This is a genomic window from Geodermatophilus tzadiensis (assembly GCF_003002915.1).
GTDB classification, from domain to species: Bacteria; Actinomycetota; Actinomycetes; order Mycobacteriales; family Geodermatophilaceae; genus Geodermatophilus; species Geodermatophilus tzadiensis.
Genome location: NZ_PVTG01000011.1, coordinates 93420 through 110339, shown reverse-complemented (window position 1 = coordinate 110339; position 16920 = coordinate 93420). Strand labels below are relative to the sequence as shown.

General features: G+C 75.2%; 16 protein-coding genes. 10 read left to right on the top strand and 6 right to left on the bottom strand.

What is annotated here, in order from left to right:
- The first annotated feature begins 264 nt into the window (after nt 1-264).
- Together LY71_RS14935 and LY71_RS14930 are read left to right on the top strand one after the other, a co-directional pair.
- Complete coding sequence (locus LY71_RS14935) at nt 265-1311, top strand: phosphotransferase family protein (protein ID WP_106279137.1); 1047 nt, start codon at nt 265-267, stop codon at nt 1309-1311.
- A 70-nt stretch (nt 1312-1381) separates the two neighbouring features.
- Nucleotides 1382-1918: a LytR C-terminal domain-containing protein gene (locus LY71_RS14930; RefSeq protein WP_106278938.1), complete on the top strand. Its 537-nt coding sequence runs from the start codon at nt 1382-1384 to the stop codon at nt 1916-1918.
- On the opposite strand, the gene LY71_RS14925 is transcribed toward LY71_RS14930, so the two are convergent.
- Nucleotides 1915-2733, bottom strand: coding sequence for an inositol monophosphatase family protein (locus tag LY71_RS14925; protein ID WP_245887919.1), 819 nt, complete (start codon nt 2731-2733; stop codon nt 1915-1917). The genes LY71_RS14930 and LY71_RS14925 overlap by 4 nt on opposite strands.
- Nucleotides 2734-2785: 52 nt before the next feature.
- Between LY71_RS14925 and ppgK the strand changes: the two genes are divergently transcribed.
- The 5 genes from ppgK (at nt 2786) to LY71_RS14900 (ending at nt 9629) form a co-directional block, all read left to right on the top strand.
- Entirely contained in the window at nt 2786-3541 is a 756-nt protein-coding gene (ppgK, locus tag LY71_RS14920) for a polyphosphate--glucose phosphotransferase (protein ID WP_106278933.1), read from the top strand.
- 516 nt (nt 3542-4057) lie between these two features.
- Nucleotides 4058-5311: an RNA polymerase sigma factor gene (locus LY71_RS14915; protein ID WP_425433030.1), complete on the top strand. Its 1254-nt coding sequence runs from the start codon at nt 4058-4060 to the stop codon at nt 5309-5311.
- 465 nt (nt 5312-5776) lie between these two features.
- Nucleotides 5777-6001, top strand: coding sequence for a DUF7455 domain-containing protein (locus LY71_RS14910; protein WP_106279135.1), 225 nt, complete (start codon nt 5777-5779; stop codon nt 5999-6001).
- Nucleotides 6002-6138: 137 nt separating this feature from the next.
- The gene (locus LY71_RS14905; RefSeq protein ID WP_106278929.1) at nt 6139-8466 is read left to right on the top strand and encodes a VanW family protein; all 2328 of its coding nucleotides are present in this window, start codon (nt 6139-6141) and stop codon (nt 8464-8466) included.
- An 83-nt stretch (nt 8467-8549) separates the two neighbouring features.
- Nucleotides 8550-9629 carry a YihY/virulence factor BrkB family protein gene (locus LY71_RS14900; protein ID WP_106278927.1) on the top strand — a complete coding sequence of 360 codons (1080 nt, stop codon included), beginning with the start codon at nt 8550-8552 and terminating at the stop codon, nt 9627-9629.
- Between the two features lie 68 nt (nt 9630-9697).
- On the opposite strand, the gene LY71_RS14895 is transcribed toward LY71_RS14900, so the two are convergent.
- On the bottom strand, nt 9698-9925 hold the full coding sequence (locus LY71_RS14895; RefSeq protein ID WP_106278924.1) for a DUF3039 domain-containing protein: 228 nt from the start codon (nt 9923-9925) through the stop codon (nt 9698-9700).
- Nucleotides 9926-10016: 91 nt separating this feature from the next.
- Here LY71_RS14895 and LY71_RS14890 point away from each other — a divergent pair, with 91 nt between their 5' ends.
- Both LY71_RS14890 and LY71_RS14885 read left to right on the top strand, forming a co-directional pair.
- Nucleotides 10017-10967 (top strand): pseudouridine-5'-phosphate glycosidase, encoded by a 951-nt coding sequence (locus LY71_RS14890; protein ID WP_170121371.1) that lies wholly within the window; start codon nt 10017-10019, stop codon nt 10965-10967.
- Nucleotides 10968-10981: 14 nt separating this feature from the next.
- On the top strand, nt 10982-11842 hold the full coding sequence (locus LY71_RS14885; RefSeq protein ID WP_245887918.1) for a carbohydrate kinase family protein: 861 nt from the start codon (nt 10982-10984) through the stop codon (nt 11840-11842).
- 3 nt (nt 11843-11845) lie between these two features.
- Here the strand turns inward: LY71_RS14885 and LY71_RS14880 are convergent, their stop codons facing one another.
- The 4 genes from LY71_RS14880 to LY71_RS14865 form a co-directional block, all read right to left on the bottom strand.
- Nucleotides 11846-12211 (bottom strand): DUF3099 domain-containing protein, encoded by a 366-nt coding sequence (locus LY71_RS14880; RefSeq protein ID WP_245887917.1) that lies wholly within the window; start codon nt 12209-12211, stop codon nt 11846-11848.
- A 173-nt stretch (nt 12212-12384) separates the two neighbouring features.
- Nucleotides 12385-12984, bottom strand: coding sequence for an HhH-GPD-type base excision DNA repair protein (locus tag LY71_RS14875; protein WP_106279126.1), 600 nt, complete (start codon nt 12982-12984; stop codon nt 12385-12387).
- A gap of 35 nt (nt 12985-13019) precedes the next feature.
- Nucleotides 13020-14759, bottom strand: a complete 1740-nt coding sequence (locus tag LY71_RS14870) for a hybrid sensor histidine kinase/response regulator (RefSeq protein WP_106278922.1) — start codon at nt 14757-14759, stop codon at nt 13020-13022.
- A gap of 7 nt (nt 14760-14766) precedes the next feature.
- Entirely contained in the window at nt 14767-15462 is a 696-nt protein-coding gene (locus LY71_RS14865; protein WP_211297358.1) for a response regulator transcription factor, read from the bottom strand.
- A 532-nt stretch (nt 15463-15994) separates the two neighbouring features.
- Between LY71_RS14865 and LY71_RS14860 the strand changes: the two genes are divergently transcribed.
- Nucleotides 15995-16795, top strand: a complete 801-nt coding sequence (locus tag LY71_RS14860; protein ID WP_342748012.1) for an ANTAR domain-containing protein — start codon at nt 15995-15997, stop codon at nt 16793-16795.
- The last annotated feature ends 125 nt before the right edge of the window (nt 16796-16920 follow it).

The following is a 16920-nucleotide window of genomic DNA, read 5'->3' as shown; positions in this document are numbered from 1 at the left end:
GGAACGCGCCCGCATCGTGCGACGGCGGCGGGGAGAGCCACCGTCCGGTCCGGCCGCCGGGGCGGCCGTGGGTTCCGGGACCGGCGCCCGCTCCCGCCGACTCCCGGGAGTCGGCCCGGTGCGGGACCGGCAGCCCCCCAACGCCGTGCGGCCCTGGTTTGTGCCCACCCGCGCGCGGGAGACACGAGGAGTCGCGACGGGCTCCGCGACGGGGTCCGGACGGGCAGGTGGGGAGGCGGAGTGCCGGAGGTTACCCTGCGGCCCGTGTCGAGTCCCGTGGGTGCCGATCCCGCCGTCGTCGGCCCGTACCTCGCCTCCGTCCTGGGCGACGACCGCTGGCGCGAGGTGAGCGTCGAGCTCATCGCGGCGGGCATGTCCAACCTCACCTACGTGGTGACGCCGTCGGGCGGGGCGCCGGAGGAGTCGGTGATCCTGCGCCGCCCGCCGACGGGCGCGGTGCTGGCCACGGCGCACGACATGGCCCGGGAGCACCGGGTGATCAGCGCGCTGGGCCCGACCGCCGTCCCGGTGCCGCGGACGCTGCACCTGTGCACCGACACCGACGTCCTCGGGGCGCCGTTCTACGTGATGGAGCGGGTGTTCGGGCTGCACGTCGTCGACCGCATCCCGGCCGGGTACGCCGACGAGCCGGCCCAGCGCAGGGCGGTGGGCGAGGGGCTGGTCGACGTCCTGGCCGACCTGCACGCCGTCGACCCCGAGGCCGTGGGGCTGGGCGACTTCGGCCGGCCGGAGGGCTTCATGGCCCGCCAGGTGCGCCGGTGGACCCAGCAGTGGGAGGCCACCCGGGACCGCGACCGCCCCGGCCTCGACGCCCTCGCCGCCCGCCTGGCCGAGACCGTGCCGGCCGGCCAGCGGACCGGGATCGTGCACGGCGACTTCCGGCTCGACAACTGCCTGCTCGACCCGGACCGGCCCGGCGGCGTCCGCGCGGTCCTGGACTGGGAGATGTCGACGCTGGGCGACCCGCTGGCCGACCTCGGGATGCTGCACGTCTACTGGCCGGAGGCCGGTGAGGCCAGCGTCGCCGGGCAGAGCACGGTGACGGCGCTCGAGGGCTTCCCCACCCGCGCCGAGGTCGCGGCGCGCTACGCCGAGCGCAGCGGCCTGGACCTGGCCGACCTGCACTGGTACGTCGGGTTCGCCTACTTCAAGTTCGCCGCGATCGTGGCCGGCATCGTCGCCCGCTCGGCCGCCGGGGCGATGGCCGGCAAGGACACCTCGGGGTACGCCGACCGGATCGACCCGTGCGTCGAGCGGGGACGCGCCGCACTCGACGACGGTGTCCTCTGAGCCCCGCGGCCGACCGTAGGATCCGCGCGACCCGGCGAGAGCTGCCGGGCCGCCGGCGAGGAGGACGACCGTGAGCGTGGCAACCGAGACGCCCCCGGTGCGCCCCCGCAAGGACCGCCGGCTGATCCCGCCGCTGGTCTTCCTGCTCGTGCTGGCCCTCGCCGCGCTCGGCGTGTGGTGGAAGGTGCTCTCCGACGCCAGCGCGCGGGAGGAGGCCGCCGACGCCGCCTGCGCCACCGCCGAGGCCGCCCCGCCGTCCCTGGACCCCTCGACGCTGGCGGTGCGCGTCTTCAACGCCACCGACACCGCGGGCCTGGCCCAGACGGTGGCCGCCGAGCTGCAGCAGCGCGGGTTCGTGGTCGAGGAGATCGCCAACGACTCCAGCGACCGGGAGGTCACCGGCCCGGGCGAGGTGCGCTACGGCCCGGCCGGCAGCGAGGCGGCCGCCTACCTGGCGCTGTTCCTGCCCGGCGCCGGCAGCTACCAGGACACCCGGGCCGACGCGCGCGTCGACCTGGTGATCGGCCCGGAGTTCGACCGGCTGGCCTCGCCCGAGGAGGTCGCGGCGACCCTCACCCCCATCGCCAGCGCCGAGGCCGCCTGCTAGCGGCCCCCGTGGAGCCGGTCGAGGAGCGCGAGGAAGGGCTCGGCGACCGTCTCGGGGACGGCGACGGCCATCGGCGCGGCGAACGGCCGGCCGGGCAGGCCGGTGACGACCAGCCCCGCCTCGGCGGCCACCAGGGCGCCGGCCGCGTGGTCCCACGGCTTGAGGTCGAGCTCGTAGTAGGCGTCCACCCGCCCGGCGGCCACCGAGCACAGGTCGAGGGACGCGCAGCCCTGGCGGCGGATGTCGCGCACCTCGGTGAGCAGCTCGGCCACGACGGCGCCCTGCGCGCGGCGCTGCTCCACCCGGTAGCCGAAGCCGGTGGCCACCAGCGTCTGCCCGAGGGACCCCGGCCGGTTCCCGGCCAGGCGCACCGGCTCCGGCTCGGCCGGCGTCGACAGGTAGGCCCCACCGCCGACGGTCGCGGTGAACAGCTCCCCGGTGGGCACGTCGAGGACCGCGCCGGCGACGGTCGACCCGTCGACCTGGGCGGCGATGGAGACGGCGTAGCCGCGCAGCCCGTAGAGGAAGTTGACCGTCCCGTCGATCGGGTCGACCACCCACCGCACGCCGCTGGTGCCCTGGCGGTCGGCGCCCTCCTCGCCGAGCAACCCGTCGTCGGGCCGCGCCTCGAGCAGCCGGCCGGTGATCAGCCGCTCGGCGGCGGTGTCGACGGCGGTGACGACGTCGGTCGGGCTGGACTTGACGTCGACGGCGGCCGCGGCCGACCCGCGCTCGCGGGCGATCAGCGCGGCCGCCTCCCGGGCGGTGGCGACCGCGAGGTCGAGCAGGACGGCGGGCGGGGGCGCGGCACTCACCCGGGCGATCCTGCCCCAGTGACCGCGCCACCGTGCGGCGCCGGTCACTAGGGTGACCGCCGTGCAGCAGGGCTTCGGGGTGGACATCGGTGGCAGCGGGATCAAGGGCGGCCTGGTCGACCTCGCGCTGGGCGCCCTCGTCGGCGAGCGCGTGCGGGTGGAGACACCGCGGCCCTCGACGCCGGAGGCGGTCTACCGGGAGGTCGCCGGGATCGTGGCGTCCTTCGGCTGGACCGGCCGGATCGGCGTCACCTACCCCGGCGTGATGAAGCGCGGCGTCGCCTACACCGCCGCCAACATGGACCCGGGCTGGATCGGCACCGACGTCGACGCCGGGATGACCGTGCTGGTCCCCGGCACCGTCGAGACGCTCAACGACGCCGACGCCGCCGGGCTGGCCGAGATGCGCTACGGCGCCGGCCGCGACCGCCGCGGCGTGGTGCTCATGCTCACCTTCGGCACCGGCATCGGCAGCGCCCTGTTCGTCGACGGCCACCTGGTGCCCAACACCGAGTTCGGCCACATCCAGGTCGACGGCCATGACGGCGAGAAGCGGGCGTCGGCAGCGGCCAAGGACCGGGAGGACCTCAGCTACCCGCAGTGGGCCAAGCGGGTCGACCGCTACCTCGACGTCCTCGAGAACGGGTTGTGGCCCGACCTGATCATCGTCGGCGGCGGGGTGAGCAAGAAGGCGCACAAGTGGGTGCCGCTGCTCACCACCCGCACGGAGGTCGTGCCGGCGCAGCTGCTCAACGACGCGGGCATCGTCGGGGCGGCGCTCACCGCCGCCGAGCGCATCGACCACTGAGGACCCGTCCTCCCCGGGGAGGACCTCCCTGCCCCCCACCAGTCGCAGGCCCGCGGCGGGCCCCACGGGGCGGCCGGCAGAGGCGCGCGGCGGGACCCGGGACGGGGCCGCGGTCCGGGTCGGTCGGACGCCCCGGTGCGTCGGTCACCCCCCGGAGGGAGCGGCTGACCTGGGGTGGTGTGTCGACCCCTCCGGGCGAGCACCGCCTCGATGACGGTGGTCACACTCCGCTCCGTCGCTACAATGGAGGAGCCCCAGCCCGTCGCCACCCAGCCGGGAGTCATCCCCCGCCCGCGCCGCGGTCAAACACCGCGCCGGACCGGCGGCACTCCTCGCTCCGTGGTCACTGACCGGGGCCGCTGCCCGGAGCTCCACCCGCTCCCGGGGACGCACCCAGCACGGGAAGGAACCTGAGTGCCCGCCGACAAGCCAGCACCGGACGCCGCCGGGAGCACGACCCGCTCCAGGACGGTCGCCGCCGGTCCCCGGGCATCCCGGACCAGCGCACCCGTTGGAGTGGCCGGGAGCACGCCGGCCAAGCCCGCGCCGCGCAAGAAGGCCGCCCCGGCGAAGACCGCCGCCAAGGGCAAGCCCAGCATCAGCCCGTCCCCGGGCGCCGGCGAGGGCACCGTGCTGACCGCCGTCGCCACCGAGGACTCCGCCGTGGCGGTGGTCGACGCCGGTGCCGAGGGCCTCACCCTCGATGAGACCGTCGTCGCCGGCCCCGACGGCGCCGAGCCCGCCGACGCGCCCGCGGAGGAGGCCACCGCCGAGGGCGGCGACTTCGAGTGGGACGACGAGGAGGAGTCCGAGGCGCTGCGGCAGGCCCGCAAGGACGCCGAGCTCACCGCCTCGGCCGACTCCGTCCGCGCCTACCTCAAGCAGATCGGCAAGGTCGCGCTGCTCAACGCCGAGGAGGAGGTCGACCTCGCCAAGCGCATCGAGGCCGGCCTCTACGGCGCCGAGCGGCTGCGCCAGGCCGAGGAGGAGGGCCAGAAGCTCTCCCCGCAGATGCGCCGCGACCTCAACTGGATCGTCCGCGACGGCGAGCGCGCCAAGAACCACCTGCTGGAGGCCAACCTCCGCCTGGTGGTCTCCCTCGCCAAGCGCTACACCGGCCGCGGCATGGCGTTCCTGGACCTCATCCAGGAGGGCAACCTCGGTCTGATCCGCGCGGTGGAGAAGTTCGACTACACCAAGGGCTACAAGTTCTCCACGTACGCCACCTGGTGGATCCGGCAGGCGATCACCCGCGCCATGGCCGACCAGGCCCGCACCATCCGCATCCCGGTGCACATGGTCGAGGTCATCAACAAGCTCGGCCGCATCCAGCGCGAGCTGCTCCAGGACCTCGGGCGCGAGCCCACCCCGGAGGAGCTGGCCAAGGAGATGGACATCACCCCGGACAAGGTGCTGGAGATCCAGCAGTACGCCCGGGAGCCCATCAGCCTCGACCAGACCATCGGCGACGAGGGCGACAGCCAGCTCGGTGACTTCATCGAGGACTCCGAGGCGGTCGTCGCCGTCGACGCGGTCAGCTTCACCCTCATGCAGGACCAGCTGACCAGCGTCCTGCAGACGCTGTCGGAGCGCGAGGCCGGCGTCGTCCGGCTGCGGTTCGGCCTCACCGACGGCCAGCCGCGCACGCTCGACGAGATCGGTCAGGTCTACGGGGTCACCCGGGAGCGGATCCGGCAGATCGAGTCCAAGACGATGTCGAAGCTGCGCCACCCGAGCCGCTCGCAGGTCCTGCGCGACTACCTCGACTGAGGCCACGCTCGGGCCGGGCTCCTGCGAGGAGGCCGTTCCAGGAGGTCACCAGGCCCCCGACCCGGACGCCGGGTCGGGGGCCTGCTCGTCGTCCGGGTGGCCGTCGTGTCGCGGGCAGGTGTCGTCCCGGTCGCGCTGAGGTCACGATCTCACCCGCCCGGGCGGGCGGGGCGGTGTACGACGGCAGCGGCCGGGTAGACGGCGTAGCGTGGAGGACGTCGAGACAGCAGCGGACCCACGAGCCGGAGACATGCCGGCGCACGGAACGACCAGCACCACCGAGACAGACCGGCACGACCCAGTGACGTCCCTGCTGACCCCCACCCACCCGTCCCACCGGCCACCCGCTCCCCATCCCGGGCGAGTCGGCCGACGGATCGGGAGGACCGGGAACACAGGGGCTCATCCTGGCGCTGTGCAGGAGGCCGATCCGCAGCCGCGGGTCCGTGCGGTAGAGAGCGAGTGATGACCCAGATGACCCAGACGCTGACGACGACCCCCGCCGCCGACGACCTGGTCGTGCCCTTTCACTGCGACCGGTGCGGCGCACTGGCCAAGGTGCGTGTCGTGCTCGCCAGCGGTAGCGACCTCGTCTTCTGCGGGCACCACGCTCGCGAGTACGAGTCCAAGCTCCGCGACATCGCCGTCGACATCATCGAGACGGACGGCGAGCAGCACATCGCACGCTGAGAGAGGCGCTATCGTCGCTCCCTGCGATGAAGCCCTCACCCGACGACGCCGCCGGCGTCCCCGTTCCGCCTGACGCGGACGGGGAGCCGGCGGCTCCGTCGTTGTCGGGGACCCCCGGTCGACACGAGGACCCCGAGATGCCGCAGCACCCCGCCCCCCACGCGCCCGCTCCGGACGCCGCCGTGCTCGGCGAGCTGTCCGACGACACCCGCCCGGTCCCCCGCGACCGGGGTCCCGTCGGGCCCGACGCGCCGCCCCCGCCCACGGCGCCCCCCGCGACGCCCGAGCCCACGGCACCCGAGCGCACGGCACCCGAGGTGACCGCACCCGAGGCCGGGTCACCGGCCGAGGCCCCCGCCGACGGGATCCCGGCCACCGAGGCCCCTCGGACCGCTCCCGCGGCCGGCGACACGCCCGGGGCGGACAGCTCTCCCGCGCCGGCGCCCGACCCGGTGCACGACACCGTGGCGCTCCCCGACGGACCGGTGGACGCGCACCCGACCGCACCGGTCGCCACGGACGCGACCGCGCGCCTCGACCCGGTCGCCGCGCCGCCGGTGGCGCCCGTCACGCCCCCCGCACCCCCGGCCACGCCCCCCGCCGTCGCGCCCTCCCCCGACGTCCCCGCTGCGCCCGCGCCTGCCGCTGCCGGGCCCCGGCGGCGCGGCTGGCGGCGACCGGCCGTCCTGGCGCCCGTGGCGGTCCTGGCCGCGCTCGGCGTGGCCTACGGCGTCGACCTGCTCGTCGCCGGGGACGACGTGCCGCGCAACACCGTGGTGGCCGGGATCGACATCGGCGGCCTCTCGCCCGCCGCGGCCGCCGACCGGCTCGAGGAGGACCTCGCGCCGCGGGTGGCCGCCGACCACGTCGTCGTGGCCGACGACGTGGAGACCACCCTCTCCCCCGCCACCGCCGGCATCACCCTCGACGTCGAGGGCACCGTCGACGCCGCCGACGACCAGCCGCTCGCCCCCTGGACGCGCCTGGCCTCCCTGTTCACCGAGCGCCAGGTCACCCCGGTCATCACCGGCGAGGAGACCTCGCTGACCGCGCAGGTGGACACCATCGCGACCCAGGTCGACCGCGTGCCGGTGGACGCCTCCATCGCCATCGAGGACACCACCGCGACGCTGGTGGAGCCGGCCGACGGCCGCACCCTCGACCGGGAGGGCGCCGCCGAGGCGATCACCGCCGCCCTGGCCTCCGGCGGGGACCCCGCCACCCCGATCGAGCTGCCGGTCGACGTCGTCCCGGTGCGGGTCGACGCCGAGGAGGCGCAGCGCGTCCTCGACGAGACGGTCACCCCGGCCCTGGCCGCACCGGTGACGGTCACCAGCCAGGACGGCGCGACCTCCGTCGACGTCCCGGTCGAGGCGATCGCCGCCTCGCTGACGTTCACCCCCGAGGACGGCGGCGAGCTCACCGTCGGCGTCGACCCCGCCGCGCTGCAGACGGCGATGGGCGAGGACTTCACCGCGTTCGGCACCCCGGCCGAGGACGCCCGCTTCGAGGTCACCGGCGACACCGTGCGCGTCGTCCCGTCGGTGGACGGGACCGGCGTGGACCCGGCCTGGCTCTCCACCGAGCTGCTGGCGGTGCTGCCCGACCCCGCGCCGCGCACGATCACCGCCGAGCTGGGACCGGTGCCCGCCGAACTGACCACCGAGGAGGCCGAGGCCCTCGGCATCACGGAGGAGGTCAGCTCGTTCACCACCACCACGGGCAACAACTCCAGCGGCACCAACATCCGCGTCGTCTCCGAGGAGGTCGACGGCGCGCTGGTGCTGCCCGGCGAGACGTTCAGCCTGAACACCCACACCGGCCCGCGGGGGACGGCGCAGGGCTACGTGCCCGCCAACGTCATCAGCGGCGGGGAGCTGTCCACCGCGGTCGGCGGTGGCATCAGCCAGTTCGCCACCACGATGTTCAACGCCGTCTTCTTCGCCGGGCTCGAGGACGTCTACCACAAGCCGCACAGCTTCTACATCAGCCGCTACCCGGCAGGGCGCGAGGCCACGGTGTACGAGGGCCAGATCGACCTGCAGTGGCGCAACGACACCGAGACCGGGATCTACGTCGACACCCAGTGGACGCCGGGCGCCTCGGGCGGGTCGATCACCGTCACCTTCTACGGCACCCGCTACTACGAGGTCGAGGCCATCGAGGGGCCGCGGCGCAACATCCGCCAGCCCGCCGTCCAGGAGAAGGTCGACGACGGCAGCTGCATCGCCCAGGGCGGCGCCCAGGGCTTCGACGTCACGGTGACCCGGGTCTTCCGCGACCTGCAGAGCGGCGCGGAGGTGCGGCGGGAGTCCTTCGACACCAGCTACGCCGCCGAGGCGGTCATCCGCTGCGTGCCGGCGCCGCCGGACCCGGCCGCGCCGGCACCCGCCCCGGAAGGCGCCCCGCCGCCCGCCGCGCCGTCGGCCCCCGGCCGCCGGCCCGGGCACCGCAGGACCCGCTGAGGTCCTCGCCCGACCGGCCGGCCGCCGGCACCGCCGGTCCCGTGGCCCGGCGGGCGCCCGCGACCGGCGTGCACACTGGGCCGGTGAGCACCGTGCGGGCCGGCGGGCCGCCCCGCGCGGACGGGGCGGCCGGGAAGCGCACCGACGGCTCAGCAGCCCCCGCCGCCGGCACCACCTCGGGGGCGCGGCGCGCCGACGTCCCGCCGCCCGGCCGGCTCGACCACTGGCCGGCCGTCGTCCGCGTGCCGCTGCAGGTGCTCGGCCGCACGGTGGCCAAGGCGTGGCAGGACCGCATCCTCGGGCTGTCCGGTGAGGCGGCGTTCTGGCAGATCCTCTCGGTGCCACCGCTGCTGATCGCCCTGCTCGGCTCACTGGGCTTCCTCGGCGACTGGATCGGCGCGCGGTCGGTGCAAACGATCGAGGACACGCTGGTGGACGCCTCGAGCCAGGTGCTCACCGCCGACGTCGTCGACTCGCTGGTGCGGCCCACGCTCAGCGACATCCTGACCTCGGGCCGGCTCGACATCGTCAGCCTCGGCTTCCTGCTCACCCTGTGGGCCGGGTCGTCGGCGACCGCGACGTTCATGAACACGATCGTCATCGCCTACGACCAGCGCGACGTCCGCGGCCCGATCCGCACCCGGCTGATGGCGCTGGGGCTGTTCGTCGTGGGCCTGGTGCTCGCGGTGCTCATGCTGCCGCTGCTGGTGCTCGGGCCCGGCCTGCTCGTCGCGGTGCTGCCGCAGGACTGGCAGGACACCGCCACGGTGCTGATCAACGCGGTGTACGTGCCGCTGGTCGTCGTGGGCCTGGTGCTGGCGCTCACGAGCTTCTACCACGTGATCCTGCCCCGGCGGCTGCCGTGGCACCGGCACCTGCCCGGAACGCTGCTCGCGGTGGTGTTCTTCGTGGTGGCGGCGACGGTGCTGCGGCTCTACGTCTCCGACATCCTGGTCGCCGCCCTGCCCTACGGGGCGCTGGCCACCCCGATCGCGGCGCTGCTGTTCCTGTTCTTCTTCGGGATGGCCGTGCTGCTGGGCGCCGAGCTCAACGCGACCGTCCAGGACCGCTGGCCGGCCCCCATGCGCCGGCACACCCGGCGGGCCCAGCGCCGTCGGGCCGCCGAGCTGCAGGCCGAGGCCAAGCGCCTCGGCCTGCAGTGAGGAGCTGGAACGGCCCCCTTGCAGGGCCCCGCCCTGAGCCTGCGAAGGGCGGGGGCAAGGGGGTCCTTCTACTTGCTGAGCTGGTCGTAGACCTCCTTGCAGGCCGGGCAGATCGGGCTCCCGGGCTTGGGGCTCTTGGTCACCGGGAACACCTCGCCGCACAGCGCCTCGACCAGCGTGCCCATGACCGCGCTCTCGGCGATCTTGTTCTTGCGCACGTAGTGGAAGACCTCGTTGGCGTTGCCGGTGTCGCTGTCGCGGACGTCGGGCTTCTCGAGGAGGTCGGAGTCGCTCACGGGTTCTCCCAGGGTCGGGTCCAGGTCGCGGCGGGGACCCGGCGCCGAGGGAGGAGCCGGGCGTCACCCGCCCACCGACCATGATGGCAGGGTGTCCGTCGAACCCCCCTCCACCGGCCGCCACGCCACCGACTCCCCGCTGCGCCTCTCCCCCGAGGTCGCCGACGCGCTGGCCACCGGCGCCCCCGTCGTCGCGCTGGAGAGCACGCTGCTCGCCCACGGCCTCCCCCGGCCGGACAACCGGGCCGCCGCGGACGACGTCGAGGCCGCGGTGCGGGCCGGTGGCGCCGTGCCGGCCACCGTCGCGGTGCTCGACGGCGTCCCGCACGTGGGCCTGACCGCCGAGCAGGTCGACCGGGTGTGCCACGACCCCGACCTGGCCAAGCTCGGCGTCCGCGACCTGCCGGTGGCCGCCGCGCTGGGCCTGTCGGGCGCCACCACCGTCTCCAGCACCGCGCTGCTGGCCGCCGCCGCGGGGATCGGCGTGTTCGCCACCGGCGGGCTGGGCGGGGTGCACCGCCAGTCGGCCGAGACCTTCGACGAGTCCGCCGACCTCACCGCGCTGTCGCGGACCTCGCTGGCCGTCGTCTGCGCCGGCGTGAAGTCCATCCTCGACGTCCCGGCGACGCTGGAGCGGATGGAGAGCCTGTCGGTGACCGTGATCGGGTACCGCACGCGCACCTTCCCCGGCTTCTACGTGGCCGACTCCGGGTCGCCGGTCGAGTGGTCGGTCGACTCCCCCGAGCAGGCCGCCGCGGTGGTCGCCGCCCGCCGGGAGCTGGCACCGGGCGCGGTCGTCGTCGCCAACCCGCTGCCGGCCGACGAGCAGCTCGACGCGGCCCTGCACGACCGGGTCATCGCCGACGCGCTGGCCGCCGCCGAGGCCGCCGGCGTGCGCGGCAAGGCGGTGACGCCGTTCGTGCTCGACCACCTGCACCGGGCCAGCGGCGGTGCCACGCTGGCGGTCAACGTGCGGCTGGTGCTGCGCAACGCCGAGCTCGCGGGGCGGATCGCCGCCGCGCTCGCCGGGCAGGCGCGCTGAGCACCGCGCGGCCGGTGGTCGTCGTCGGCGACGTGGCCACCGACGTCGTCGCCGTCCTCGCCGGCGAGCCGGCGCCGGGCTCGGACCGGCCGGCCACCATCCGCACCCGGGGTGGCGGCGCCGGCGCGAACGTGGCCGTCCACCTGGCCGCGCTCGGCGTGCCGGTGCTGCTGGCCGGCTGCGTGGGCGACGACGCCGCCGGGACGGCGCTGGCCGGCGAGCTCGCCGCGGCCGGCGTCCGGACGGCGCTGCGCAGCGTGGCCGGGGCCGCCACCGGCACGGTCGTGAGCCTGGTCGAGCCCGGCGGGCAGCGGAGCATGCTGGCCGACCGAGGCGCCAACCTGGCGCTGCGTGCCGGCGACGTCCCGGCACCGCCGCCCGGCGGGCACCTGCACCTGTCGGGCTACACGCTGCTCGACGAGCGGCCCCGGGCCGCCGGGCTCGCCGCGCTGGCGGCGGCCCGCGCCGCCGGGTGCACCGTCTCGGTGGACCCCGCCTCGACCGGCCCGCTGGCCGCCTCCGGGGTGGACAGGTGGCTGGCCGACACCGCCGGCGCCGACCTGCTGCTGCCCAACGCCGACGAGGCGCGGCTGCTCACCGGCTGCGCGGACGCGGCCGCCGCCGCGCGGGCGCTGGCCGGCCGGCACGCCGCGGTGGCGGTGACCCTCGGGGCCGACGGCGCGCTCTGGGCCTCCGGCGGCACGCTGGTGCACCGCCCCGCGCACCCGGCCGAGGTGGTCGACACCACCGGCGCGGGCGACGCGTTCACGGCCGGGCTGCTGGCGGCGTGGCTGACCGGAGCGGACCCGGTCGCCGCCCTGGACGCCGGGCTGGCCCGGGCCGCCGCGGTGGTCGGGCGGCCCGGGGCGCGTTGAGGCTCAGCCGTCGATGACCCTGCCGCCCTCGATCACCCGGCGCTCCCGTCCGGGAGCCTCCAGGATCCGGTCGGGCCGCGGGGCGACGTAGCGGTGCGCGTCGAGCTTCTTCTTCGGCGGCCGGTCGTTGGCCATGACGACGGCGATCCAGGGCAGCACCGTGCCGAGCACGGCGAAGATGATCATCAGCCACACGGTCTGGTAGAACACCGCGGCCAGCACGAGGCTGACGCCGCGGACGGCCATGGTGAGGACGTAGCGCCTCTTCCGGGCGGCGTGCTGCTCCACCAGGCTGGGTTCGGCCTGGGTGATCAGCACCGGCTCGGCCTTGCGGGGTCGCGCGGACTGCTGGCTCGAGGCCACGAGCACCCTTCCCTCCGCGGGCCGGGGCAGAGACGGCACGGTGTCGCCTGCGCGGGACCGGTTGCTCGCCATCCGGTGGCGGGCAATCCGGCGTCTCCCGGTCCGCCCTCCATCGTGCCACTCGCAGCAGGTCCGTGCAGGGGCCTTCGCGCCCGATCCGGTACTGGTGGAGGGCGTGGTCAGCGGGCCGCCGAGGCGGCCCTCGCCGCCTTCTTCGCCTCCTGCTTGGCGGCCCGCACCTCGGCCAGGGACTCGGGCCCGGTGATGTCGGCGACCGACCGCCGTGAGCCCTCCTCGCCGTAGGAGCCGGCCGCCTCGCGCCACCCGGGCGGGGTGACGCCGTACTGCTTGCCGAGCAGCGCGACGAGGATCTTGGCCTTCTGCGCGCCGAAGCCGGGCAGCTCGCCGATGCGGCGCAGCAGGGTCGCGCCGTCCGGGACCCCGCCCCACAGCTTCTCGGCGCGGCCGTCGTAGCGGTCGACCAGGAGCCGGCACAGCGCCCGCGTCCGGGCGGCCATCGACCCGGGGTAGCGGTGCACCGCGGGCGGCCCGGCGAACCAGGCGGCCAGCGCGTCGGGGTCGGCGTCGGCGAGGTCCGCGGCCGACAGGCCGTCCGACGCGGGGTCCAGGCCCATCCGCTCGGCGAGCAGACGCGGCCCGGCGAAGGCCCGCTCCATGGGGAACTGCTGGTCGAACAGCATCCCGAGCAGGAGGGCGAGCGGGTCGCGGCTCAGCAGGTCGTCGGCGGCGTCGTCCTGGGTGATGCGGATCGTCGGCACGCCGCAGATGGTGCCGCAGGGCGAACCGGGCGCACTCACCCCGTGTCCCCACCGTGTTCCTCGTCGACCGGCTCCGCAGCGCTCAGCCGGGCTCCGCGCTCCGCCGCGTCTCCGGCCAGCGAGCGGAGGAGCTGGTCGAGGTCGTCCATCCCGAGCGGCTTCGTCAGGTGGCGGTCGAACCCCGCCTCACGGGCCCGCACCCGGTCCTCCTCCCGGCCGAACCCGGAGACGGCGACCAGGCCGGTCGAGCGGTGGGCCGGCGAACCGCGGAGCCGCCGGGCCACCTCGTACCCGTCGATGCCCGCACCGAGCGCGATGTCGCAGAGCACGACGTCGAAGGGTTCCTGCGCGGCGGCCACTCCGCCCTCGCCGCTGGAGGCGAGCGTCACCTCGTGCCCGAGTTCCCGCAGGAGGGACGCGTAGAAGCGGGCCAGGTCCTCGTTGTCGTCGATGACCAGGACGCGCAGTGGTGCCATCGGCACGGCGGTCGTGGGGGCGGGGGCCTCGTCGGCGCCCGCGTCCGGTGCCGTGGGAGCGGGGAGCCGGACGGTGAACGTCGCCCCCCCGACGGCCGGGTCGCTGCGCGCGGTCACCGTGCCTCCGTGCGCCTCGACGATGCCGCGGACCACGGCCAGCCCCAGGCCGAGGCCCTCGGGGGCACCCCGGCCGGGATCGGCCGCCCGGGTGAACGGCTCGAAGAGCGAACCGGCCAGGTCGGGGGGCAGCCCCGGTCCGGTGTCGCGGACGCGCAGTTCGGCAACGTCTGCGTGGCGGGCGAGCTCCACGGTGAGCACCGCGTCGTCCGGGGTGTACTTGTAGGCGTTGTCGAGCAGGTTGGCGACGGCCTGGGCGAGGCGGACGGGATCCCCGCTGACGAGGACCGGCGTGCTCGCGAGGTGCAACCCGACCGGCCTGCCCGCGGTCCCTCGGGTGGACCCGGTGTCGTGGACGGCCTGCTCGACCACCGCGCGCAGGTCGATCTGCTGTCGCTGCACGGCCAGGCGTCCGGTGAGACCGCGGGCCGCGTCGAGCAGGTCGTCGCTCATCCGGGTCAGCGACGCGCTCTGGCGGTCGAGCACGTCCAGAGCCGGGTGCCCGGACAGGTCGAGCGCCAGCACGTCGAGGGCCGCCCGGACCGCTGCCAGAGGGTTGCGCAGCTCGTGCGACAGGGTGGCCAGGAACTGGTCCTTCGCGCGGGTCTGTGCCCGGAGGGCCGCCGTGGTCACCTCGAGCTGGTCGTTGAGCTCGCGCAGGCGCTGGTTGGCGTCCTGGACCTCTCGGGCCCGGGTGAACAGGTCGGCCTCCATCTGCTCGAGCCGGGTCCACAGCGCATCCTCCCGTCGCTGCCGCTCCTGTCCGGCCTCGGAGAGCCGCACCAGGTCGGTGACGTCCTGGACCCGGTGGATGACCACCGCCACCCGGCCGTCGTCGTCGAGCACCGGGGTGTTCACCGGACTCCAGTACCTCTTGACGAAGGTGCCGTCCGGCGCGCGGACGTCGTAGCGCTGCAGCGCGAGCGCGTCCGGGGAGCCGGTGCGCACGACCGTCTCCAGCGACCGGCGCAGGTTCACCACCCCGTCTGCCAGCGGGTCGTCGGGGTTGTCGGGGAACACGTCGAACATCGGCCGGCCGACCACGGCGTCGGGGTCGACGAACGTGGCCTCGGCGTAGGCCCGGTTGACCGCCACGATCGTGAAGTCCGCCGTCATGACCAGGTAGGGCGATGGCGACGCCTGGAACAGCGCCCGGAAGTCCAGCTCGTGCGCTGACGTCATCGCCGGCTCACGGGTCCAGCCGGTAGCCGACGCCGCGCACGGTCACGATCCGCGGCGTCGTCACCTCGGCACGCTGCAGCTTCTGCCGCAGCCGGTAGACGTGCTCGGCCACCGTGGACGCGCTCTGCCGGTCCGCGCCTCCACCCCACACCCGCTCCAGCAGCTGCTCCGGTGAGAACACCTGCCGCGGGGAGGCGGCCAGGAAGGCCAGCAGATCGTGTTCCAGGGGTCGCAACGGCAGGAGCTCGCCCTTGACGGTCGCCTCGTGGGCCGCGGTGTCGATCACCAGGTCCCCCACCTCCACCGACGCGGTGGGGCGGGCGTCCGACGACCGGCGCAGCACGGCGCGCAGGCGAGCCGCCAGCTCCGGGAGCGAGAAGGGCTTGACCACGTAGTCGTCGGCGCCCAGCTCCAACCCCAGGACCTGGTCGCTCTCCCGGCCGCGGCCGGTCAGCACCACCACGGGCACCGCCCGCCCGGACCGCCGCAAGCTGCGCAGCAGGTCCAGACCGTTGCCGTCGGGCAGCCCCAGATCGAGGACGACCGCGTCCACCGCACGGTCGTCGAGCCGCTGCATCCCGGTCCGGCCATCGCCGGCGAGCACGACGTCAAACCCCTCGCGGCGCAGGAACTCCTCCGCCATCACCGCGAGATCCCGCTCGTCCTCGACCAGGACGACCACCGGCCGGACGAGCGGCCCCACCGTGCTCCCCCCTCCGCCAGATCCGTTGATGCGACGTTGACCCGACGACCGGACTCAACCGATCCGGGGACCGTACAACCGCCCTGGTAGGCCGGATGCCGCTCCGCACCTGACGAGGCAGGTCCGGCACCGACCCGCCGGCCCGGATCCCCGGACCCGCCACCGCGGCGAGTACCCGCTCGCGCTTCGTCCACCCGAGTGAATCACGATGACCCATCCCGACCTTCCGAACGATGCCGCAGCTGCTCGTGCCCCAAGCCGTCTGCACGACGGCGGGGCGACCCAGCCTGCGGTCGAGCGCGCGCCCGGCGGGGCCGGCCAGCCGGTCGACGCGCACGTCGCTGAGGCGAGGGAGGCGCGCCGTCGCGCCGACGAGATGCTGCAGGCCGCTCAGGAGGCCGCGCGCAAGGCGCAGCTGGCACGGGAGAGGGCGGACGCGTTGGACGAGCGGGCCGCACTGCTCGAGGCCAGGTCCCTGGCCCGGTTGACGCAGAGGACGCGCGCCTCGGTGCCGATCAGACTCGGCCGTGCCGTGGCCCGTCATCCGGACCCGGCGCCTGCGAACCCCGCCGAGGCGCTGGAACGGCTGGGACGGCTGTCCCCGCGCGAGCTGTCGATGGACAGCTTGCTGCAGACGGTGGCCGAGCTCACCAAAGCCGTGATGCCCGGTGACCCCGAGGCCTCGGTGTCCTTCCTGGTCCGCGACCGCCCCACCACGCTGGTGAGCACCGGCCGGCTCGCCGACGACCTCGACGAGCGCCAGTACGAACGTGACCACGGACCCTGCCTGCACGCCGCCCGCACCGGTCACATGATCCTGATCACCGACACCCGCACCGACACCCGGTGGCGGGACTACCTGCCACGCGCGGTCGAGCGCGGCTGCCTCAGCTCCCTGTCGGTCCCGCTGCCCATCGACCAGGAGGACCGGGTCACCGCGACGCTGAACATCTACGCCCGCCAGGCCGACGCGTTCGATGAGGACAGCCGTGCCCTGGCCAGCCGCATCGCCCCCTACGCTGCCGTCGCCGTCGGCAACCTGCACCTCTACCAGCGCGCCCGGGACAAGGCCGACAACCTGCAGATGGCGCTCGACTCCCGCGCCGTCATCGAGCAGGGCAAGGGAGTGCTCATCGAGCGCTACAAGCTGACACCCGACCAGGCCTTCCAGCTGCTGGCCCGGGCGTCGATGAACGGCAACCGGAAGCTGCGCGACGTCGCCGACCACCTCATCCGCACCGGCGAGCTCCTCGGGACGGCGCCGCACGGCGACGACGGCCGCCTCGGCCCTCGCCGCGGGCACCGCGGCCGAGAAGCCCCGGAGCACTCCTGATCAGCCGCTGGTCGGGAGGAAGGCAGGCGATGACACAGGACCAGGTCGTCGCTGCCACACTCGCCGCCGGCCGACCATCCGGTGGCGCGGCACCCGCCGATCGCGGCGAGCGAAGATCGGGCGGA

What these genes read in the sequence shown, in the direction of transcription:
- LY71_RS14910 (WP_106279135.1), top strand. Translation starts at nt 5,777, where the DNA reads ATGACCCAGATGACCCAGACGCTGACGACGACCCCCGCCGCCGACGAC.
- LY71_RS14905 (WP_106278929.1), top strand. Translation starts at nt 6,139, where the DNA reads ATGCCGCAGCACCCCGCCCCCCACGCGCCCGCTCCGGACGCCGCCGTG.
- LY71_RS14870 (WP_106278922.1), bottom strand. Translation starts at nt 14,759, where the DNA reads ATGACGTCAGCGCACGAGCTGGACTTCCGGGCGCTGTTCCAGGCGTCG.